Raw genomic sequence first — 19,697 nt, 5'->3', positions numbered from 1 at the left:
ACTGTTAACTAATTACTATTACCTATTAGCTAATTACTTTTTACTAAAATTACATCCAGTTGCTGTCTGAGGTTTCTATTTCGTACAGCCACAGATTTACATATTCTTTTATTGTATTGTATTCGCCTAAATAAAACGATAAGTTACCTCCTGCTGTGTGCAAAGTTAACGAACCAATATTTAGGTTTTTGTGCCAAAACAATTGTGAGGTTGTAATGGCTTGTATTTTTTTAATTTCGATTATTTCATTGTCTACATCCCAAGCGCCACTTTGTTTGATGATATGATTATCACTTACAAATAAACGGTAATTTCTAAATCCGAATACGTGAATTAACAACAAAAATACTGTATAAAAAACAGCAAAATGGCTGTATTGAAATACAATGGCATCTACTTTAGTACCAAAGATAAAAAATCCTGTTAAAGGTAAGATAATTGTTAGAAAAATAGAGAAAACTAATTTACGAAAATTAGGTCGCATCATCACTCCTCTTTCTGGCAATTGGTTGAAAAGCAGTTTTAGAATTTCATCGCGCTCTAGCGAATTACATCCCGGAATTTCAATTAAATTCTTTTTCTGCTTCTTTTCATCGCTTGTAGCTTGCTTGATTTTGATTTCGAGTACATTAAGTTTTTTCTGAAAGTAATTTCTTGAAATGTTAACGATTTGCACTTTTTCTGGTTTTAGAATAGTACTTTCCGTGTTAATTAATCCGTAAGAAAGTAACAAAGAACCTTTTTGCTTAGCGATAGAAAAATTGAAATACTTGACAATTGTTCTAACGATATTGATTAGAAATATAATAGTAAACATCACTACAACAAATACAAGAATCGCATAGATAACTGGATAATTGCTTATTGCTGTCTCGATTTTATCTTCGTTAATAACATCTTCTTTTCCTATTTGATGTAGATTTTCTATAATGGTAAAAAAGAACGTTAGAATCAATCCAATGCTTTTAACATAATTAGACGTAATTCCAATTTTAAATAAACTAGCAAGATTGATTTTTAGAAAAGGATGTGTTTCTGATGTCGGAATTGCCTCTTGAACCTCAGTAGCATTCTCGTCAGAAACAACTGTTTTCAGATTTTCATTGTCTAATAATTTTGATTTCAATGCCAATGCCAATGGATGCGAAATAGCTTTGATGTTGCCTTCTTTTTTATCACTACCTGCAGTATCAACGCTCAAAGCATAAACACCTATAAGACGTTGCACAAGATTTTGATGAATATTTACTTGTTGGATTTTATTGAGCTGAATGGTAGTTTTAGTTTTGTTGATTACACCATCATTAACGATAAACTCGTCGTTCACATCGTCTATATAGAATGTAAAATTTAAATATCTTAAATAAGCAATAACACCAACAACTACTATTACACCAATGATTGCTAAAAACACATACAATTTGCTAAGATTATCTACTTTAAAAAGAGAAACTAGAATAATAGGCCAAAAAGCCCTTGCGAATTTCTGCAAAGAATCAACAAACATGATCAAAACTCCAATAGAGGATTGTCTTTGTGGCTGATTGAAATTGGTTTCCATTACAGTTGCTTTTGAATTTTACCCATCAATAACTGTTTGATGTTTTCGGCTTCTTCCTTTTCGATACCTGGAATTTCTAAATCGCTTGAGCTTCCTCCGGCAGTGAAGATTTCTACTTTGGCTAAACCAAAGATTCTAGAAACAAAACCTTCATGTAATGCAACGTGTTGTACTCTATTATAAGGAATTACCATAGTATTGGTTGAAATAATACCACTTCTGTAAATTACATCGTGATTTCTGAAGGCATAGGCTTTTTTCTTGAAAGCAATTCGATTAATTAATAAAGAAAATAAAAGCACAACGAAATAAGTAATTGCAAAATACAATCCAATATCTGAAAATTCTTCTTTATTGAACCAAAGCAATGTCAAAGCAATACCAATAATAAAAAATACGATAGAAAAGTTTATAAGTGCAACTTTCCAATACTTTGGATGCAAAGGTGTCAATTGCACTTCTTCATATCGAGGAAGTTGCTTGGTATCTATAACTTCGTTGGTAAATTCTTCCATAAATTAAAATTTTAGACCTATTCCCAAAGCTAGGATATGTGCATTAATGTTAGATTCTATTGGTAAGTATTTATAATCTGTTTGAAAGTAAACTTTATCATTAAAATAAAGTCTAAATCCAGGATTGATTGAAAGACTATTATAAGTTTCTGTGATTTCAAAACTTCTAGCTTGAAAAGCAGGATCCATTGGGTCAAAAAGGTTCAAATTAGTTGTTTTGATGACATATTTAGCCGAAAAAAAAGAGTATCCTAAATTAAAAAAAGGTTTGAATGTTTTACTAGCATTAAACTCAATTCCAAAATTTGGATTAACCATTACTCTGTTTTTTAAATCAACTTGATTATCAATAACTCGACCTTGAAAATAATCTAATCCCAATCCACCTTGAACACTAATCAATTCGTTATTGAACAAAACATAATGAGCGTTCAAACCAAGAATTCCATTATAGTTATCACTAACAAAATTGTTATTTCTACTATTTCCTGTGTAATGTAATGAAATCAAAAATTTATTACCATCCTCCTTTACCTTCTCTTGAGAGTTAGATTTAATAGATAATAACAATAGTAAACTTAAAATTATTATGTTTTTCATGGTAAAATTATAGATTCCTACGGAATGACAAACTGTGTATTTAAACTGATAACCGACAACTGAACACTGAACACTGAACACTGACAACTAAATTAAGGCAACCATTTTTTATCGAAGTTAGGCTTACGTTTTTCTAGGAACGCATCTCTTCCTTCTTTGGCTTCGTCGGTCATGTAAGCTAGTCTTGTTGCTTCGCCTGCAAAAACTTGTTGTCCTACCATACCGTCGTCTGTTAAATTCATAGCGAATTTTAGCATTTTGATAGACGTTGGTGATTTGGCTAATATTTCTTGTGCCCATTCGTAGGCAGTAGCTTCTAATTCATCGTGCGGAATTACGGCATTTACCATTCCCATTTCAAAAGCTTCTTGTGCGGAATAGTTTCTTCCTAAGAAAAAGATTTCTCTAGCTTTCTTTTGTCCGACCATTTTAGCTAAATAAGCTGAACCATATCCACCATCAAAACTAGTTACATCTGCATCGGTTTGTTTGAAAATAGCGTGTTCTTTACTGGCAAGTGTCAAATCGCAAACTACGTGAAGACTGTGTCCGCCACCAACGGCCCAACCTGGAACAACGCAAATTACCGCTTTGGGCATGAAACGAATTAATCGTTGAACGTCTAAAATATTTAATCTATGGTATCCGTCATCACCTACATACCCTTGATGTCCTCTTGCTTTTTGATCGCCACCACTACAAAATGACCAGATTCCGTCTTTAGAACTTGGACCTTCAGCAGAAAGCAACACCACTCCAATAGAAGTATCTTCTTGTGCATCGTGAAAGGCTTGTAGTAACTCTGCTGTAGTTTTTGGACGAAATGCGTTGCGTACATCTGGTCGATTGAATGCAATTCTCGCTACCCCATTGCATTTTTTATAGGTTATATCTTCAAATTCTTTAGCGACTACCCAATTAATTTCTGACATATTCTTTTTTTTAAGCGTAAAAATACTATTTTTATGACTTATTTAAAAAGAAAGTTCTTTATGAAAAATTTATTTGTTGCTTTATTTGTTTTAACCTATTCATTAACAGCTACATCACAAGTAAAAGCAACCGCTTTTCCTGATGCAGGATTTATGGCTGCCTTTCCAACAAAGCCAGAAGTGGAGAAAAACCAAGTGGATACTAAAGCCGGAAAAATAGAAAGTACCGCTTACACTTGTGAAGGTGAAGATTTTGTTATTACACTTTCAGAAAATATATACCCTGCTGAATTGATAAAAAAACTTGGAGATGTTGGTGTACAAGGAATTTTGGATGGCGCAAAAAATGGTGCTATTAAAAATTTTGAAACCCAAATGGAAGGAAAATACACCTCAACAATGGATGAAACTTTCTTGTATGATGGTAAATATAAAGCAACAAAATTTGGTGGAACAGCTGGTGAAGTTGATATGGAAGCCCTTTGTATTGTAAAAGAAAATCATTTCTTTATTCTGATTATAATGGGAAATACTAAAGCTGAAGCTGCTTTACAATTTGTAAAATCATTTAAATTAATTGAAAAATAATAATGAAGAAACGATTTCTATCCTCAAAAAACACTTTTACCATTGCTATCCTATGGGGTTTAGTATTGTTTTTAATTACTATGTTAGTTTTAAACTTAACCAAAGGAAATATTCCTATTGCTCCCATTATCATTATATCCTTGGTAACTGCTTTTATTCTTTGGGTCTTGTTGGATACGAGATATGTTATTAAAAACAACTTTCTTTTATATCGTTCGGGACCAATTCGTGGTAGAGTTGATATCACCAAAATCAAATCCATAAAGCGTTTTTCAGGATTGAATGTTCCAGTAATGTTGAAACCAGCTTTAGACACTAAGGGTTTTATTGTGACTTACAATCAGTTTGATGATTTGTTTATTTCACCTAAAATGAGTGATCTTTTTATTGAGGAAATTAAGAAGATAAATCCGAAAATTGAAGTGATTTAATATAAAAAAGGTAAGCGTAATGCTTACCTTTTTTATTTATCCTATTTTCACAGAAGTCATAGTTAAAGAACCTCCAACTGGCTTATCATTAAAGAAACTAACCTCGTCTTTACTGTCTTGCAAAGCGATGCTGTACAACAACGGATAATAATGATCTGGGGTTGGAATAGCAAGTTTGGCTGCTGCATTAAGTTTCTCGTATTCAATTAGCGATTTGAAATCATTATTTCCTATTTTTTCTTTGAAGATTGTATTCATTTCTATTGCCCAATCAAAACCATATTCTGGTTCTTGAAGTTTGTCCCAAGCAACCATGCGAAGGTTGTGCACCATATTTCCGCTTCCAATAATTAGAACTCCTTTTTTTCTTAACGAAGCCAATTGTTTGGCCAAATCATAATGATATTGTGGAGGTTTGTTATAATCAATACTCAATTGCAATACAGGAATATCTGCATTGGGATACATGTGGCGCACAACTGTCCAAGTTCCGTGGTCTAAACCCCAATCGTGGTCTAAGCCAACATTGGTTGAGGTAATTAATTCGGAGGTTGCTTTTGCCAATTCTGGACTTCCTTTTGCAGGATATTCAACATCAAACAACGCTTGCGGAAAACCACCAAAATCATGAATCGTTTTGGGATTTTCCATAGCGGTAATGTGCGTTCCATTCGTTAACCAGTGAGCTGAAATAACTAAAACAGCTTTAGGTTTCGGAATTTCTTTTCCGAATTTTGCCCAAGTTCTCGAAAACTCATTGTCTTCAATTCCGTTCATTGGTGAACCGTGACCAATAAACAATGCTGGAAGTTTTTCTTCTTGTTCTGTTAACTCTTTAGTCCAATTGTAAAAAGGCTGTAATGATGCCATAGCTGCTCCTCCTATTAGTGTTTTTATAAATGTTTTTCTTTCCAAGATTCTAACATTTGTATATACAAATATATGGAATTATTTCCTATACTAAATAATAATTAACAACGTTTTAAATCTTAAATAAAACTCATGAAAATTAAAATACTAATACTACTTACGTTTTTTATATTCTCTACTATAAATCAAAATGCAAAAAGTGATTATTCAATAGCTAAAAACAAAATTGAAACACAACGAAAAGCAATAAAAGTTAACTATTTGAAGGCTTCTGCACAAGAAAAGAAAGCATTATTACAATCTACTAAACAAGTAATAACTAAAAATTTAATGTCCACAATAATTCCGTTTTGGTACGGAACAAAATGGTCTTTTGATGGTTACACCGCAATTCCAAAGCAAGGTGAAATTGCTTGTGGTTATTTTGTTTCGACTACTTTAAGTCATGCTGGATTTAAATTAAACCGCTATAAATTAGCTCAAAAAGATCCAAAAAAGGAAGCTGAACTACTTCAAATAAAAGGAGCAATTGAAGTTTTAGAAAAAAGTCCGAGTGAGCTTAAAAAACATTTTATCGCTACTAAAAAAGACGGACTATATTTTGTGGGTTTGGATTTTCACGTTGGGTATTTACTGAAAGAAAACAATGAAGTATTTTTCATTCATTCCAATTACATCAATCATGAAGGCGTAAAAAAAGAAAGTATAACAGAATCGAAAGCTTTTGTAAGTAAAAAATACTACATCGTTGCTATTACCGAAAATGAAAAACTAGTTGAAAAATGGATTTTGAATGAAACGGTATTAACCAACTAAATAAATCCCATCCTCTTTAATTTCAATCAATTTCTCTTTGTACAAAAGTCCGATTGCTTTTTTGAAGGTTTTCTTACTCATTTTCAAAACCGTCTTAATATCTTCTGGATTAGAGTTATCATTCAATCGTAAGAAACCTCTACTGGCTCTCAATTCGTTCATGATAATTTCTGAATTGGGTTCGATGTTTTCAAAACCTTGTTTATGTAACGATACATCAATTTTTCCGTCAGGACGCACCAATTTTATATAGCCTTTCATTTTGTCACCAGTACGAATGGCATCGTCATAAACTTCATCTTTATAAACCAAACCTTTGTGTTTTTGGTTGATGATTACGTTGATTCCGATTTCGGTAATGTGTGAAATTATTAAATCTACTTCTTCTCCTTTTTCAACAGTAATGTTTTCGTTATCTAAAAACTGATTGGTTTTACTAGAAGCCACTAACCTATTTGTTTTTTCGTCCATATAAAGATACACTAAGTAGCGTTTTCCTTTTTCCATAGGACGTGCTTGCTCTTTAAACGGAACCAGAATGTCTTTCTCCATTCCCCAATCCATAAAGGCACCAATTTGATTGATGTAATTTACTCGTAAAAGTGCAAACTCATTTAAGAAAATATAAGGCACTAAAGTAGTAGCTACTGGACGTTCTTCATGATCAAGATAAACGAAGACTGTCATTTCTTCACCAATCTCAAATACTTTTGGGACGTATTTATTAGGTAATAAAACATCCTCTTTTCCATTGGTAAGAAATAAACCTACTTGAGTATCTCTATCTATCGTTAGTGTATTAAACTGTCCAATTTTCATATGTTTAAATTTTATTTTTTAGAGGTAACATATGGTATCGCCTTTTTAATCATTGGTGTTTGTTTGCAACAAACTTTTTGTTAGTGGCGATTTCATATATGTAAAATATAATTTTTTAACGGTCATATATGGAATCGCTTTTTTATTTATTGGTGTTTGCTTGCGCAACTTGTTGTTAATGGCGATTTCATAATATGCGTATAATTTGTGCAAAGGTACAAAATAGCAATTATGAATTATGAATTATAAATTATAAATTATGATTTGATGGTTTGTATTGAAATTGATTATATTTGAGTACTATATATTCAAAATGTCAAAAAACGACCAAAATAAAATTCAAGCCGAAGAATCGGATTATTTGTATATCCAAACTTCTCAACTTCCTAGTTCAGGGAATGGTTTATTTACAGCTATTGACATTTATAAAGACGAAATTATTTCGATTTTTAAAGGAGAAATCTTATCTAATATTGAAGCTGATTCGAGAGCAAAAAATAACGCCAATCAATACTTTATGAATCTACACAACGGAAGTATTTTAGATTGCAAAAACACGGATTGCTTTGCAAAATATGCTAATGATGCTAGTGGTTTTTCAATCCCGAAGTTTCGGGACAATTTTAAAAACAATGCCAAAATCACCTTAGACGATAATAATAATGTGTCTCTGATTGCAATTAAAAAAATAAAATCTGGCGAAGAAATTTTCTGTGATTATGGTAAGAAGTATTGGAAGAAACATTCCTAAACCAACTCCCTAAAATACTGCAACAAAACCTTATCGTTTTCTAAAGTTGGTGTAAAAACTTCTAATAACGTTGGTTTTTCATCATTTGAAAACATTGCTTTTAAACTTTCTTCTAAAGTAGTTTCGGTACTGGCTGTAAGATAGTTCAATCCGTACATTTTGCATAAATGTTCCGCCGTTAAGCAATGAGAAGTTTCAAAAAACGTATTAAAAACTGGCGTTTCATCATGACCTGGAAGAATTCTGAAAATACCTCCACCTCCATTATTAATCAAAATAATTTTGAAATTTTTTGGAATGTAATTGTTCCAAAGTGCGTTGCTGTCATATAAAAATCCGATATCGCCTGCAATGAATACGTTTGGCTTTTTACTTGCAACAGCTGCACCAATTGCGGTTGATGTACTTCCGTCGATGCCGCTTGTTCCTCTATTGCTAAAAACTTCAATGCTTTTTTCTATATCAAATAATTGTGCGTATCGAATGGGCGAACTGTTACTAATTTGCAACTGCGAATTCTTAGGCAAAGCCGGAATCAATTTTTCAAATACTTTAAAATCGGTAAATGGGATTTTGGCTAAATAGTCTAGACTTCGTTTTTGACGCAATGCTTTGATATTTTGAGCATATTGATTGTAATTGCTTTCAACCGTTTCTGTTAACATAAAGAAGGATTGAAAAAACAAATTGGGTTGCACTTCAAAATGTTTGGTCAAACAATCAAAAGTATCGTAAGCTCTTAAATCATCTATGTGCCAATGGTGATTTGGTTTGTATTTTCTTAGAAAAGCTTTGATACGTTTGGAAACAATCATTCCACCAAAAGTTACTAAAATTTCGGGTTGAAAATCTAGAAAATCTTCATGTGTGAATGGCGTAATTATCGAATCAATGGTATTAATAAACTTTGGATGATGCAAATTGGAAGTTGTTTCAATCATCACCACAACCGAAGGATCGTTGGCTAATTTATCGAGAAACTTTTGTTCAACTGCATTGGGTTCGTTTACTCCAACAAGAACTAATTTCTTTTTGGAAGTGTTCCAAATGTTGGCATATTCTGAAATGGGTTCGTCGTAAATAAATTCTTTTGCCGTTACCGAAATCACTTTAGGTTCCACTGTTAATTCAGAAACCATTTCGTACAAAGGTTCTTCAAAAGGCGCGTTGATATGCACTGGACCTTTTTTGGCGAAAGCCGTATTGATGGCTTCATTGATTAAAAAATCATTCTCATCGGAGGCATTTTCGGTAAGATTGGCATTGAATAACGAATGATTGGCAAATACGTTTTCTTGACGAATGGTTTGTCCGTCACCAATATCAATTTTGCTTTGTGGTCTATCTGCAGAAATTACAACAAATGGTATTTGACTGTAAAATGCTTCTGCAAAAGCTGGATAATAATTTAATAAAGCCGAACCAGAAGTACAAACCACAGCAACTGGTTTCTTGAGTTGTTGTGCCATTCCTACAGCAAAAAAAGCTGCCGAACGTTCGTCTGCAATGCTATAACAAGTAAAATCTGGATGACTAGCAAATCCGATGGTTAAAGGTGCGTTTCTTGAACCTGGAGAAATTATTATGGTTGTGATTCCTTTGGCACGAAGTATTTCGATGATAGATTGTGCTAAAGGTATTTTTGGGTACGTCATTTTATTATTTTTTTGCCATCTCGTTTAATAACGAGACTAAGACACAAAGGCTTTTAATTTATACAAAAGTACAAAGTTATTTTTTGAGTTTAAATTAAACTATTTATAAATAAAATAAAATAACCGCAAATTCGCAAATTTGTAATTTTGAAATAAAAATAATTTGCGAATTTGCGGTAATATAAAAAGTAACAAGAGTTTTTAATTAAATAAACTCTGAAAGCTTTAATTTCGTCATAATTTTAAAAAATACTATTTTTGAATCATGGAAATCAAAATCAGACCTTACCAAATTGAAGATACGCAAGCTATTTTAGAAATTATTAATTATAATATTCTAAATTCGACTGCTTTATATGATTATGAACCACGAAGTTTAGAAAATCAGATTGCGATTTTTGATGACAAACTAAAAAAAGGATTTCCAATTATTGTTGCAACTGAAAATGAAATCGTAATTGGATTTGGCTATTATAGTGAATTCCGATTTCGTGAAGCTTATAGATTTACCGTAGAACATTCGGTTTATGCGCATCCCAATCACATTGGAAAAGGCATTGGTAAATTGATTTTAGAAAACTTAATTGATTTAGCAATAGCTCAAAAACTCCATACAATGATTGGCGTAATTGATTCAGAAAACCAAAGCAGCATTGAATTTCATAAAAAATTTGGATTTGAAATTGCAGGAACCATAAAAGATTCCGGATTCAAATTTGACCGCTGGTTACACAGTGTTTTTGTTCAGAAGATGTTGTAAGTTTCGAATTCCCAACTGACAACAGACAACCGACAACCGACAACTACTTCAAAATATCCTCAAAATTCGGCTTGAAATAATTCGGTCCTTTCATTACTTTTCCGTCTTCTCTGTAAATTGGCTTTCCGTCATCGCCTAGTTTACTCATGTTACTTCTTTGGATTTCTTCAAATACTTCTTCTATTTTGTGTTGTAATCCGTGTTCTATAATGGTTCCACATAAAATATAAAGCATATCACCAAGAGCATCGGCAATTTCTACAATATCATCGTTTTGAGCTGCTTCTAGGTACTCCTCATTTTCTTCTTTCATTAAATTAAAGCGAAGTAGGTTTTTACTTTCACCCAAACTAGCTTTCATATTTTCACTGTATCCGATTTTGAAAGCAGTGTGAAACTCTTTTACTGCATTAAGTTTGTCTTGCATTTTATTTGTAATTAATTTATGAAGCCAAAATACAAATTATGATTTCAATTGCCTAAATTTGTTGAAAAATTAGAGAATATGTTTACAACTGGTCAATGGGTATTTGCTGGTCTATTTTTAGTTGCTTTTATCATAGCAATGATTTATGCTTACGGAAAAGATAAAGCATTACACAACAAATTTTATAAAGGAAATTACAAAATACTATTGGGTTTCTTTGGTTTTATCTTGCTTCTTTTTTTAATCAAAATTTTCTTAAAGCATTAAAAATTAGCGCCTAAAAGAAATATTAATTACGAATTCAATTGTAAAATAACTTCTACATTTAGAATTGTTTAATAATAAAATTAATTTCTTACATTTACGTCGCGAATTCTTAACCTCTAATGAGAATACTTAAATACATCTTTTTATTATTATTCCTAATACTCGTAGGACTAACTGTTTTTGTTTCAACTCAGCAAGCAAATTATGATGTAACTCGAAGTAAGGTAATCAAGAATCCTAAAGCAACTGTTTTTAATTACATCAACGATTATAGAAATTGGGAAACCTTTAGTTCTTGGATTCTAGAAGATGAATCCATAAAATTTACTTACCCAGAACTTACTTCTGGAAAAGGAGCTTCGTGCTCTTGGACAGGCGGTGATGGAAATGGAAACCTAAAAACTATTTTTGTAAAAGACAACGAAAGTATTTATCAAAAAATGGTTTCAAATGGTGAAAATTCAGAAATTTTTTGGAAATTTAAAGATACGATTGGTGGCACTAAAGTAACTTGGAGAAGTAAAGGAACTTTAGATTTTAAATCAAAAGTATTAGCCTTTTTTCAAGGCGGAATTAATAGTGTTGTTGGAGATACTAACGAAAAAAGTTTAGAAAATTTAAACAAGACTCTTGATTTTGAAATCAATACATTTAGTATAAAAGTTAACGGAATTGTCAATCGACAAGGAGGCTTTTACTTAAAACAGTATAAAGTTTGTAAAGAAAAAGATGTTACTCGCAACGTCAAAATTATGTTGCCAAGAATGAGACGTTTCTTTGAAAAAAATAGTTTAGTAATGAATGGCAAACCTTTCATTATTTATCACAAATATGATAGAACAAATGATTTAGTTGGATTTTCTGTTTGCATGCCCATAAGAGATTCTATTCATATTTCTGAAGGAAGTGATATGGAATCTGGTGAACTTAAACCTTATACAGCATTGAAAACCACTTTGACTGGAGATTATTCTCATACACAGCAAACTTGGAACAAAGCCTATCAACATATTGCAAAAAACAACTTGGTTAGAAATACATCGCAACAAATTATTGAGGTTTATTCTAAAAATATGGATGATATTAAAAGTCCATCCAAATGGGTAACTGAAGTTTATGTTCCTGTTTATCCAAAAGCTGCTCCTCGACCTGTTTATAGAAAACCAGCCGATACAACTGTTGTTGCACCAGTTGTTGCTCCTACCGAAACTACTACTCCATAAATTCTTAAAAAAAGATTTTAAAAGTTTCGATTAAACCTTTTCAATTATCTTTATTCTAATTGGTATATTAGCTGAACAAAAGATAAATTTTCTGAATTGCAAGAAGAAAAAGATTTCATACAAGAATTGTTAAATCCTAAAACGCAGAATGTCGCGTTTCAAAAACTCTTGCGCGATTATCAGAAACCATTGTATAATCACATCAGAAATATTGTTCTCAATCACGATGATACCGATGATGTTTTACAAAACACCTTTGTCAAAGTATTTCAACATCTTAAAAATTTTAAAGGAGACAGCAAACTTTTTTCGTGGATGTATAGAATTGCAACTAATGAAGCCATAACTTTTATCAATAACAAAGCCAAACGCAACGGAACTACAAGTGAAGCCATGCAAACTAAAATTGTAGAAAATTTGCAATCCGATTCTTATTTTGATGGAAACGATATTCAAATAAAACTTCAGAAGGCTATTTTACTCTTGCCCGAAAAACAACAATTAGTTTTCAAAATGAAGTACTTTGAAGAAATTAAATATGAAAACATGTCGGAAATTTTAGGCACTTCGGTTGGAGCATTAAAAGCTTCTTACCATCATGCAGTGAAAAAAATTGAAGAATATATGAACTCAAATTAAACCTTTTTAAACAATACTTGTCTTATAAATATGAATAATTTTAAATTAGATACAAACGAAAAAGTAACCTCCGGATTCAAGATTCCAGAGGATTACTTTGAAACTTTTTCAGAAAAAGTGCTACATCAGTTGCCTTCTGAAGAACCAAAAGTAATTTCGTTTTATGCAAAATATAGTAGAATATTTTACGCTGCAGCAGCAATAATTGTTTTGGCATTAAGTATTCCAATAGCGAATCAATTACAAAATAATAGCGATGAAATGGCTTCCAATGAAATTGAAACCTATTTAACGCAACACTCTTCTTTGTCTGATGATGACATTGTAAACTTATTGGATACAGAAGATATAGAAAACATTAAAATAGACAATAAAATAGAAAATGAAGCCCTAGAGGAAGTGCTTCTTAACAATTCACAAATCGAAGATTACATTACAAACTAAAACAAAACTAAAATGAAAAAATATAAATTAATTACTTTACTACTATTACTACTTTCTATTTCAACTTTTGCTCAACCAGGTAGTCGACTAAAAGAGAAAAAGGAACAAGTAAAATCCTTAAAAGTAGCTTTTATAACTAATGAATTGGATTTAACTCCAGAGGAATCGGCTAAATTTTGGCCTCTTTACAATGCTTTTGAGGACAAACAACACGAAATCAGAAAGCAAAAACTAAAAGTTTACATGGACAGAGCAGATAATTCAGTTGATAAATTATCTGAAAAAGATGCTACCACGCTATTGAATCAAATGGAAAGCACTGAAGAAGAATTGCACCAATTAAAAAAGAAATTCATCACTAATTTGAAAGGTGTACTACCAGCAACAAAGATTTTAAAATTGAAAAAAGCAGAAGAAGAGTTTAGCAAAAAATTACTTCAACAATATCGTGATAAGAAAGTTAGAAGATAGTGTTCAGTGTTCAGTGTTCAAAATTAAAATATTGAAATTAAAAAGGCGATTTTTACTTAAAAATCGCCTTTTTTTATGCTGCAAACTGATTACTGAACACTAAATACTATTTTGACAATTTTATCTTTTCCAGCGGCTATTGCTGTGGTTTCATTTATGAATCTTATGGTGTAAAATGCAGCATCTTTGCTAAATTGAGTCCAAGTATTTCCACTATCGTGAGAATAAAACAAACCATTTGAGCCAACTGCTACCAATTCTTTACCATTACTATTGGGAACAAACTGTACACACGATGCATAACCAAATCCAGTGTTCTCTCCGACTAATTTCCATGTTTTTCCACCATCAATTGTTAGTGCTTTATTTTGAAAATTTTGATTTGGTTTTTCATAATTTCCACCTGCTACAAATCCGATTTTGTCGTTGTAGAAATCGGCAGTGAAAATTCCGGTCATCGCTTCACCTTGAACAATTGGAGTTTCATAGACTTTCCAACTTATTCCTTTATCAGGAGAATAAAAAACTCTTGTCTTTTTTCCTCCTGAAACCAACCAAGTATTGTTTCCTTTTATTATGATATTGGTATTGCTAGCTGCAAAAGCGGCTTCTCCATCGTCCATTTTAGGTAATTTATCACAAGTAACTTTACTCCACGTATTTCCTCCGTCACGAGTAATAATTACACAAAAACAATTTTCAATTGGATCACCGATAGCTATTCCCTCTTTATCATTCCAAAATTGCATACTATCATAAAATACTTTTTCATGTTTTTCTTCATAAACTAAAGTTTTCTTATTCAAATCTTCAGAAAATTTATATAACAAAGCTGGATTTCCAACATTTAAAACAAATATAGCATCCGAAGTTTGAGCAATACTTCTAAATTCTAATTTAAGCGAATCTTTATTGATTTTGCGTTCCATTTTATTAGCGTCTATCAAACTAACATAGCCTACTCTATTTTTGTCGGCTGCATACCAAACTTTATTAGAAGAAACTGTAATAGGTCGAATACTGATTTTATCCTTCAAAATAGTATCAATTTTCACACTTTTAAAAAATGTTTCATCAGAAACTTGAGTTGGTTTGCAGGAAATAAAAGAAACCAAAACTAGCAGTAAAATTGCGATTCTATTCATATTTATAGTTTTATTACAGTGCTAAAATACAACTAAATTTTGTGTTAATGATTTGTGAATAATTATTCTTGGCACAAAAATTGGTTTAAGCTAACAAATGCTATTATGAACCATAAATACATTATATTATGAAAACAAAATTATTACTTTCGTCATTGATGACTTTGCTTTTTGCAACTTCATTTGCTCAAGACAGAACTACTGTAAATGCAACAAGTTCTGAAATCAGTGATAATCTAGACCTTAGAGCCATTGCTTCTATATTTGGAGATTCAAGAGATTTAGAAGATTTTGAAAACCGATTGAATGATCCTAAAACACAAATCTCAAATTTGGATTTAAACAATGATAATCAAGTTGATTATTTGCGAGTAATTGAATCTGTTGAAGGAAGAACCCATTTAATTGTAGTGCAATCTGTTTTAGGTCGTGATCAATTTCAAGATGTTTGTACCGTAGAAGTTGAAAAAGACACTAACAATCGTGTTCAAGTTCAAGTAGTTGGTGATGTTTACATGTATGGAAGTAATTATATTTATGAGCCAGTTTATGTTCATGTTCCAGTAATATACAATCACTTTTGGATATCAAATTATCGTCCTTATTGTTCAAGTTGGTATTGGGGTTATTATCCAAGTTATTACACATTTTGGAATCCATATCCAATATTCAGATACCGTCACAACATTGGTTTATGGATAAACTTTAGTCACAATTACAATTATGTAAACTTCAGAAGATGTCATGTTGCTTACAACAATTACTATGGAAGAAGAGCTAATTTTTACGAAAGACAATATCCAAATCGTTCATTTAGTCACAGAAACTCTGGATATACTAATAGATATGAGTTAGACCGAACTAGAACTGTAAGAGATGTTGCTTTCAACAACACAAGAACTAATGGAAATACAAGAGACAATTCAAACCTAGGTGGTGTAAGAAGTAGCAATAATACAGTAAGAAACAATTCTTCTGAAACTATTAGAACAACTGCTCCTGTAAGTGAAAACTCAAACTTAGGTGGTGTTAGAAGTAATGACAACACAGTAAGAAACAATTCTTCTGAAACTATTAGAACTGCTCCTGTGAGAGAGAATTCAAACACAGGTGGCGTTAGAAATAGTAACAACACAGTAAGAAACAATTCTTCTGAAACTATTAGAACAACTGCACCTGTTAGAGAAAACTCAAACTATGGTGGTGTTAGAAATACTAGCGAACCAGTAAGAAGTGCATCAACATCAAGAGGCAGTTCTAGTGAGCCATCAAGAAGTTCAAGTGTAAGAAGTAGCTCAAACGAAAGAAGTTCAGGTAGTTCTTCAAGAGGTGGAGATTCTGGAGGAAGAGGCGGAAATTCTGGAAGAAGATAACTTATTTAAATATAAACTATAAAGCATCGAAAATATTCGGTGCTTTTTTTATTACCATTTATTAAAATGAGTAACTTTGCAATCTTTTATTTAAAATAAATTATGAGCTCACACGGTCATTCAAATATTCATAGCAAACTTTCTACAGCTGGTTTATTAGTAACATTGGGAATTATTTTTGGTGATATTGGAACATCTCCTCTTTATGTAATGAAAGCCATTCTAGGACAATATGCCATCACAAGTGACATAGTTTTAGGTGGAATTTCATGTATCTTTTGGACACTTACTTTACAAACAACATTAAAATATGTAATCATCACACTAAGTGCTGATAATCATGGTGAAGGTGGGATTTTTGCCTTATATGCCTTAGTCAAAAAAACTAAAATAAAGTGGTTAATCGTTCCTGCAATCATTGGAGGAAGTACGCTTTTGGCAGATGGAATCATTACGCCACCAATCTCAGTATCATCAGCAGTTGAGGGTTTAAAAATCTTCAAACCTGAGTTGAATACTATTCCAATCGTAATTGTAATTTTGATAATTTTATTTATCATCCAACAATATGGAACCAAACTTGTAGGAAAGTTTTTTGCTCCAATGATGTTAGTTTGGTTTGCCATGTTGGGTATTTTAGGAACTATTCAAATATTTGGAAATTTTCATGTATTAAAAGCAATCAACCCATACTACGCTTATCATTTATTATCTGCTCATCCTGAAGGTTTCTTTGTTCTAGGTGCTGTATTTTTATGTACCACTGGAGCTGAAGCTTTATACTCAGATATGGGACATTGTGGAAGAAAAAACATCCGAGTAAGTTGGATTTTTGTAAAAATAATGTTGCTTTTAAACTATTTTGGTCAAGGTGCTTATTTAATATCTCACGAAGGAAAAACATTGCAAGAACTTGGTGGAAAAAACGGAAATCCATTCTATTTAATTATGGAAACTTGGTTCCAACCTATTGGTGTTGTAATTGCAACATTAGCTGCTGTAATTGCTTCACAAGCCTTAATTAGTGGTTCGTTTACATTAATAAATGAAGCCATGCGATTAAACTTTTGGCCAAAAGCTAAAATCAAATATCCTACAGAAGAAAAAGGACAATTGTATATTCCATCCATCAACTGGTTACTATTAGTTGGCTGTATCGGAATTGTTTTATATTTCAAAGAGTCAAGTAATATGGAACATGCTTATGGTTTAGCTATTGTTCTAACCATGATTATGACTACAATTTTACTTAATTTTTATTTGATAATGAAAAGAGTAAAAATGTACTACATCATTCCTTTAATAACACTTTACTTAGTCATTGAATTCTCTTTCCTTTATGCTAATGTTACTAAATTTTTACATGGTGGTTTTGTAACTCTTATTATTGCTGTGATACTTATTTCGATAATGTCAACTTGGTATTTAGCAAAACAAATTAGTAAAACCTATACCAAAATTGTCAAAATCGACACTTACAAAAAAGTATTGGCTGAGTTAAGTGTTGACTTATCAATTCCTAAATATGCAACCCATTTAGTTTACATGACTAACTCAATGAGAAGTGATGAAATTGAAGAAAAAGTAATGTACTCAATCTTGCAAAAAAGACCTAAAAGAGCTGATATTTATTGGTTTGTTCACGTAAATATTTTAAGCGAACCTTATAAAAAAGAATATAAAGTAATTGAACTTGTAAAAGATGATATTTACAGAATTGATTTTTACCTTGGCTTTAGAGAAGCAACAAAAATCAATTTGATGTTCAAACAAGTATTAAAAGATATGGTACAACGTGGTGAAGTTGACATCACAAGTCGTTATGAATCATTGAACAAAAACAATATTATTGGTGACTTCAAATTTGTACTTTCAGAAAAATTCTTATCTAACGATAGTGATTTAACCTTCTTTGAAAATACGGTTATGAGTGCTTATTTCTTCCTTAAAAAATTCAGTTTATCTGAAGAAAAAGGTTTCGGATTGGATAGTAGTTCTGTAAAAGTAGAACAATTCCCATTAGTGCTTCATGCTCCTGAAAAAATAGAAATGAGAAGAATTGAATGTCGAGAAAACTAAACATTAAATAACAATAACAAAAAGAAGTATTCTTTAACACACAAGGTTTTAAAGAATACTTTTTTCTTTCTATTAAAAAGCAATACCTTTGCAGACTGATTAAAAAATAATGAGATTACATAGAAATTTAGTTTACACAACGATTGATGCATTGAATGCCATTTTCAATGAAGGTGAATATGCTGATAAAGTTGTAGCACGTTCTTTAAAAAAAGACAAACGTTGGGGAAGCTCCGACAGAAAATTTGTTGCCGAAACCATCTACGAAGTAGTTCGTTGGAAGAGATTATATTCTGAAATTGCTGACGTAAAAGAACCATACAATCGTGAAGATTTATGGAGAATGTTCGCAGTTTGGGCTGTATTACGTGGTTACCCAATTCCAGATTGGAGACAATTGGAAGGAACTCCTGAAAGAAAAATAAAAGGAAAATTTGATGAATTATCAAAAATCCGAAAAATGCGTGAATCTATTCCAGATTGGATGGATGAAGTTGGTGTACAAGAACTTGGAGAAGAACTTTGGACCAAAGAAATTGCAGCTCAAAACCAACAAGCAAAAGTTATTCTGAGAGTAAATACTTTAAAAACGACAAAAGAAAAACTTCGTGCACTTTTGATGGATTTGAATATCGAAACCGAATTCTTAAAAGATCAACCAGATGCTTTAGTTCTTACTGAAAGAGCAAATGTTTTTCTAACCGATGCATTCAAAGAAGGAATGTTTGAAGTTCAAGACGCTTCATCACAATTAGTAGCTCGTTTTCTTGATGTCCAACCAGGCATGAGAGTTGTTGATACTTGTGCAGGCGCAGGTGGAAAAACGTTGCACATGGCTTCTTTAATGGAAAACAAAGGACAATTGATTGCAATGGATTTGTATGAAAGTAAACTAAAGCAATTAAAACTTAGAGCAAAAAGAAACGGAGCTTTCAACATAGAATACAGAATTATTGATACTACAAAGGTCATCAAAAAACTTCACGAAAAAGCTGATAGAGTTCTTATTGACGCACCATGTAGTGGTTTGGGAGTTTTAAAAAGAAATCCTGATGCTAAATGGAAACTCCAACCTGAATTTATTGATAACATCAGAAAAGTACAAGCAGAAGTTTTAGAAAACTATTCTAAGATTGTTAAACCAGGTGGAAAATTGGTTTATGCAACCTGTTCTGTTTTACCTTCTGAAAATCAAGAACAAATTAAGAAATTCTTAAGCACAGAAATCGGAAAAAGCTTTACCTTTGTAAAAGATTCTAAGATACTTGCCTCACAATCAGGTTTTGACGGGTTTTATATGGCATTATTAGAAAGAAAACAATAAAATTGAA

The 19,697-nt window shown here is 31.8% G+C and carries 22 protein-coding genes; 13 read left to right on the top strand and 9 right to left on the bottom strand.

Annotated elements, in window-relative coordinates:
• Positions 1-49: 49 nt before the first annotated feature.
• From ACIQ06_RS11465 to ACIQ06_RS11450, 4 genes are all read right to left on the bottom strand, one after another.
• Positions 50-1,561, bottom strand: a complete 1,512-nt coding sequence (locus tag ACIQ06_RS11465) for a PH domain-containing protein (RefSeq protein ID WP_396146443.1) — start codon at positions 1,559-1,561, stop codon at positions 50-52.
• Positions 1,561-2,076, bottom strand: coding sequence for a PH domain-containing protein (locus ACIQ06_RS11460; protein WP_396146441.1), 516 nt, complete (start codon positions 2,074-2,076; stop codon positions 1,561-1,563). The genes ACIQ06_RS11465 and ACIQ06_RS11460 overlap by 1 nt, the downstream gene beginning before the upstream one ends.
• A gap of 3 nt (positions 2,077-2,079) precedes the next feature.
• Positions 2,080-2,676 (bottom strand): outer membrane beta-barrel protein, encoded by a 597-nt coding sequence (locus ACIQ06_RS11455; protein ID WP_396146439.1) that lies wholly within the window; start codon positions 2,674-2,676, stop codon positions 2,080-2,082.
• Positions 2,677-2,768: 92 nt separating this feature from the next.
• Positions 2,769-3,608 carry a 1,4-dihydroxy-2-naphthoyl-CoA synthase gene (locus ACIQ06_RS11450; RefSeq protein ID WP_396146437.1) on the bottom strand — a complete coding sequence of 280 codons (840 nt, stop codon included), beginning with the start codon at positions 3,606-3,608 and terminating at the stop codon, positions 2,769-2,771.
• Positions 3,609-3,668: 60 nt separating this feature from the next.
• On the opposite strand from ACIQ06_RS11450, the gene ACIQ06_RS11445 reads away from it, so the two are divergent.
• A complete protein-coding gene (locus ACIQ06_RS11445; protein ID WP_396146435.1) occupies positions 3,669-4,196 on the top strand; it encodes a hypothetical protein in 528 nt (175 codons plus the stop codon).
• Positions 4,197-4,198: 2 nt separating this feature from the next.
• The gene (locus ACIQ06_RS11440) at positions 4,199-4,627 is read left to right on the top strand and encodes a PH domain-containing protein (RefSeq protein ID WP_396146433.1); all 429 of its coding nucleotides are present in this window, start codon (positions 4,199-4,201) and stop codon (positions 4,625-4,627) included.
• A 36-nt stretch (positions 4,628-4,663) separates the two neighbouring features.
• Here the strand turns inward: ACIQ06_RS11440 and ygiD are convergent, their stop codons facing one another.
• Entirely contained in the window at positions 4,664-5,542 is an 879-nt protein-coding gene (ygiD, locus tag ACIQ06_RS11435; RefSeq protein WP_396146431.1) for a 4,5-DOPA dioxygenase extradiol, read from the bottom strand.
• An 87-nt stretch (positions 5,543-5,629) separates the two neighbouring features.
• On the opposite strand from ygiD, the gene ACIQ06_RS11430 reads away from it, so the two are divergent.
• Positions 5,630-6,313 carry a hypothetical protein gene (locus tag ACIQ06_RS11430; RefSeq protein WP_396146429.1) on the top strand — a complete coding sequence of 228 codons (684 nt, stop codon included), beginning with the start codon at positions 5,630-5,632 and terminating at the stop codon, positions 6,311-6,313.
• On the opposite strand, the gene ACIQ06_RS11425 is transcribed toward ACIQ06_RS11430, so the two are convergent.
• Entirely contained in the window at positions 6,302-7,132 is an 831-nt protein-coding gene (locus ACIQ06_RS11425; RefSeq protein WP_396146427.1) for a S1 RNA-binding domain-containing protein, read from the bottom strand. The two genes, ACIQ06_RS11430 and ACIQ06_RS11425, sit on opposite strands and share 12 nt — an antisense overlap.
• A gap of 313 nt (positions 7,133-7,445) precedes the next feature.
• Here ACIQ06_RS11425 and ACIQ06_RS11420 point away from each other — a divergent pair, with 313 nt between their 5' ends.
• Positions 7,446-7,883 (top strand): SET domain-containing protein-lysine N-methyltransferase, encoded by a 438-nt coding sequence (locus ACIQ06_RS11420; RefSeq protein ID WP_396146425.1) that lies wholly within the window; start codon positions 7,446-7,448, stop codon positions 7,881-7,883.
• Here the strand turns inward: ACIQ06_RS11420 and menD are convergent.
• Positions 7,880-9,538 carry a 2-succinyl-5-enolpyruvyl-6-hydroxy-3-cyclohexene-1-carboxylic-acid synthase gene (gene menD, locus ACIQ06_RS11415; RefSeq protein ID WP_396146423.1) on the bottom strand — a complete coding sequence of 553 codons (1,659 nt, stop codon included), beginning with the start codon at positions 9,536-9,538 and terminating at the stop codon, positions 7,880-7,882. The genes ACIQ06_RS11420 and menD overlap by 4 nt on opposite strands.
• A gap of 265 nt (positions 9,539-9,803) precedes the next feature.
• On the opposite strand from menD, the gene ACIQ06_RS11410 reads away from it, so the two are divergent.
• Positions 9,804-10,298 (top strand): GNAT family N-acetyltransferase, encoded by a 495-nt coding sequence (locus tag ACIQ06_RS11410; RefSeq protein ID WP_396146421.1) that lies wholly within the window; start codon positions 9,804-9,806, stop codon positions 10,296-10,298.
• Between the two features lie 43 nt (positions 10,299-10,341).
• Here the strand turns inward: ACIQ06_RS11410 and ACIQ06_RS11405 are convergent, their stop codons facing one another.
• The gene (locus ACIQ06_RS11405; RefSeq protein WP_396146420.1) at positions 10,342-10,725 is read right to left on the bottom strand and encodes a hypothetical protein; all 384 of its coding nucleotides are present in this window, start codon (positions 10,723-10,725) and stop codon (positions 10,342-10,344) included.
• Positions 10,726-10,773: 48 nt separating this feature from the next.
• Between ACIQ06_RS11405 and ACIQ06_RS11400 the strand changes: the two genes are divergently transcribed.
• The 5 genes from ACIQ06_RS11400 to ACIQ06_RS11380 all read left to right on the top strand — a co-directional run bounded on the left by ACIQ06_RS11400 (position 10,774) and on the right by ACIQ06_RS11380 (position 13,769).
• Positions 10,774-10,992 (top strand): hypothetical protein, encoded by a 219-nt coding sequence (locus ACIQ06_RS11400; RefSeq protein WP_396146419.1) that lies wholly within the window; start codon positions 10,774-10,776, stop codon positions 10,990-10,992.
• Positions 10,993-11,111: 119 nt separating this feature from the next.
• Positions 11,112-12,215 (top strand): GyrI-like domain-containing protein, encoded by a 1,104-nt coding sequence (locus tag ACIQ06_RS11395; protein ID WP_396146418.1) that lies wholly within the window; start codon positions 11,112-11,114, stop codon positions 12,213-12,215.
• A 96-nt stretch (positions 12,216-12,311) separates the two neighbouring features.
• A complete protein-coding gene (locus tag ACIQ06_RS11390) occupies positions 12,312-12,854 on the top strand; it encodes an RNA polymerase sigma factor (RefSeq protein WP_298308502.1) in 543 nt (180 codons plus the stop codon).
• A gap of 30 nt (positions 12,855-12,884) precedes the next feature.
• Entirely contained in the window at positions 12,885-13,298 is a 414-nt protein-coding gene (locus ACIQ06_RS11385; RefSeq protein WP_396146416.1) for a hypothetical protein, read from the top strand.
• Positions 13,299-13,310: 12 nt separating this feature from the next.
• Positions 13,311-13,769, top strand: coding sequence for a sensor of ECF-type sigma factor (locus ACIQ06_RS11380; RefSeq protein WP_396146414.1), 459 nt, complete (start codon positions 13,311-13,313; stop codon positions 13,767-13,769).
• 89 nt (positions 13,770-13,858) lie between these two features.
• Here ACIQ06_RS11380 and ACIQ06_RS11375 read toward each other — a convergent pair whose 3' ends face one another.
• On the bottom strand, positions 13,859-14,914 hold the full coding sequence (locus tag ACIQ06_RS11375; protein ID WP_396146412.1) for a WD40/YVTN/BNR-like repeat-containing protein: 1,056 nt from the start codon (positions 14,912-14,914) through the stop codon (positions 13,859-13,861).
• Positions 14,915-15,042: 128 nt separating this feature from the next.
• On the opposite strand from ACIQ06_RS11375, the gene ACIQ06_RS11370 reads away from it, so the two are divergent.
• The 3 genes from ACIQ06_RS11370 to ACIQ06_RS11360 all read left to right on the top strand — a co-directional run bounded on the left by ACIQ06_RS11370 (position 15,043) and on the right by ACIQ06_RS11360 (position 19,690).
• The gene (locus ACIQ06_RS11370) at positions 15,043-16,287 is read left to right on the top strand and encodes a hypothetical protein (protein WP_396146410.1); all 1,245 of its coding nucleotides are present in this window, start codon (positions 15,043-15,045) and stop codon (positions 16,285-16,287) included.
• A gap of 102 nt (positions 16,288-16,389) precedes the next feature.
• Positions 16,390-18,366 (top strand): KUP/HAK/KT family potassium transporter, encoded by a 1,977-nt coding sequence (locus ACIQ06_RS11365; RefSeq protein WP_396146408.1) that lies wholly within the window; start codon positions 16,390-16,392, stop codon positions 18,364-18,366.
• 109 nt (positions 18,367-18,475) lie between these two features.
• Positions 18,476-19,690 (top strand): RsmB/NOP family class I SAM-dependent RNA methyltransferase, encoded by a 1,215-nt coding sequence (locus ACIQ06_RS11360; protein ID WP_396146406.1) that lies wholly within the window; start codon positions 18,476-18,478, stop codon positions 19,688-19,690.
• Positions 19,691-19,697 lie beyond the last annotated feature (7 nt).

The organism is Flavobacterium sp. (assembly GCF_044341265.1).
In the GTDB taxonomy this organism is placed as follows: Bacteria; Bacteroidota; Bacteroidia; order Flavobacteriales; family Flavobacteriaceae; genus Flavobacterium.
Note: the sequence above shows the minus strand (reverse complement) of the source record. Positions and strands in the feature narration are given on the sequence as shown.

What these genes read in the sequence shown, in the direction of transcription:
- ACIQ06_RS11430 (WP_396146429.1), top strand. Translation starts at nt 5,630, where the DNA reads ATGAAAATTAAAATACTAATACTACTTACGTTTTTTATATTCTCTACT.
- ACIQ06_RS11425 (WP_396146427.1), bottom strand. Translation starts at nt 7,132, where the DNA reads ATGAAAATTGGACAGTTTAATACACTAACGATAGATAGAGATACTCAA.
- ACIQ06_RS11445 (WP_396146435.1), top strand. Translation starts at nt 3,669, where the DNA reads ATGAAAAATTTATTTGTTGCTTTATTTGTTTTAACCTATTCATTAACA.
- ACIQ06_RS11405 (WP_396146420.1), bottom strand. Translation starts at nt 10,725, where the DNA reads ATGCAAGACAAACTTAATGCAGTAAAAGAGTTTCACACTGCTTTCAAA.
- ACIQ06_RS11360 (WP_396146406.1), top strand. Translation starts at nt 18,476, where the DNA reads ATGAGATTACATAGAAATTTAGTTTACACAACGATTGATGCATTGAAT.
- ACIQ06_RS11460 (WP_396146441.1), bottom strand. Translation starts at nt 2,076, where the DNA reads ATGGAAGAATTTACCAACGAAGTTATAGATACCAAGCAACTTCCTCGA.
- ACIQ06_RS11455 (WP_396146439.1), bottom strand. Translation starts at nt 2,676, where the DNA reads ATGAAAAACATAATAATTTTAAGTTTACTATTGTTATTATCTATTAAA.
- ACIQ06_RS11395 (WP_396146418.1), top strand. Translation starts at nt 11,112, where the DNA reads ATGAGAATACTTAAATACATCTTTTTATTATTATTCCTAATACTCGTA.
- ACIQ06_RS11370 (WP_396146410.1), top strand. Translation starts at nt 15,043, where the DNA reads ATGAAAACAAAATTATTACTTTCGTCATTGATGACTTTGCTTTTTGCA.
- ACIQ06_RS11375 (WP_396146412.1), bottom strand. Translation starts at nt 14,914, where the DNA reads ATGAATAGAATCGCAATTTTACTGCTAGTTTTGGTTTCTTTTATTTCC.
- ACIQ06_RS11420 (WP_396146425.1), top strand. Translation starts at nt 7,446, where the DNA reads ATGTCAAAAAACGACCAAAATAAAATTCAAGCCGAAGAATCGGATTAT.
- ACIQ06_RS11365 (WP_396146408.1), top strand. Translation starts at nt 16,390, where the DNA reads ATGAGCTCACACGGTCATTCAAATATTCATAGCAAACTTTCTACAGCT.
- ACIQ06_RS11385 (WP_396146416.1), top strand. Translation starts at nt 12,885, where the DNA reads ATGAATAATTTTAAATTAGATACAAACGAAAAAGTAACCTCCGGATTC.
- ACIQ06_RS11380 (WP_396146414.1), top strand. Translation starts at nt 13,311, where the DNA reads ATGAAAAAATATAAATTAATTACTTTACTACTATTACTACTTTCTATT.
- ACIQ06_RS11440 (WP_396146433.1), top strand. Translation starts at nt 4,199, where the DNA reads ATGAAGAAACGATTTCTATCCTCAAAAAACACTTTTACCATTGCTATC.
- ACIQ06_RS11410 (WP_396146421.1), top strand. Translation starts at nt 9,804, where the DNA reads ATGGAAATCAAAATCAGACCTTACCAAATTGAAGATACGCAAGCTATT.
- ACIQ06_RS11450 (WP_396146437.1), bottom strand. Translation starts at nt 3,608, where the DNA reads ATGTCAGAAATTAATTGGGTAGTCGCTAAAGAATTTGAAGATATAACC.
- ACIQ06_RS11465 (WP_396146443.1), bottom strand. Translation starts at nt 1,561, where the DNA reads ATGGAAACCAATTTCAATCAGCCACAAAGACAATCCTCTATTGGAGTT.
- menD (WP_396146423.1), bottom strand. Translation starts at nt 9,538, where the DNA reads ATGACGTACCCAAAAATACCTTTAGCACAATCTATCATCGAAATACTT.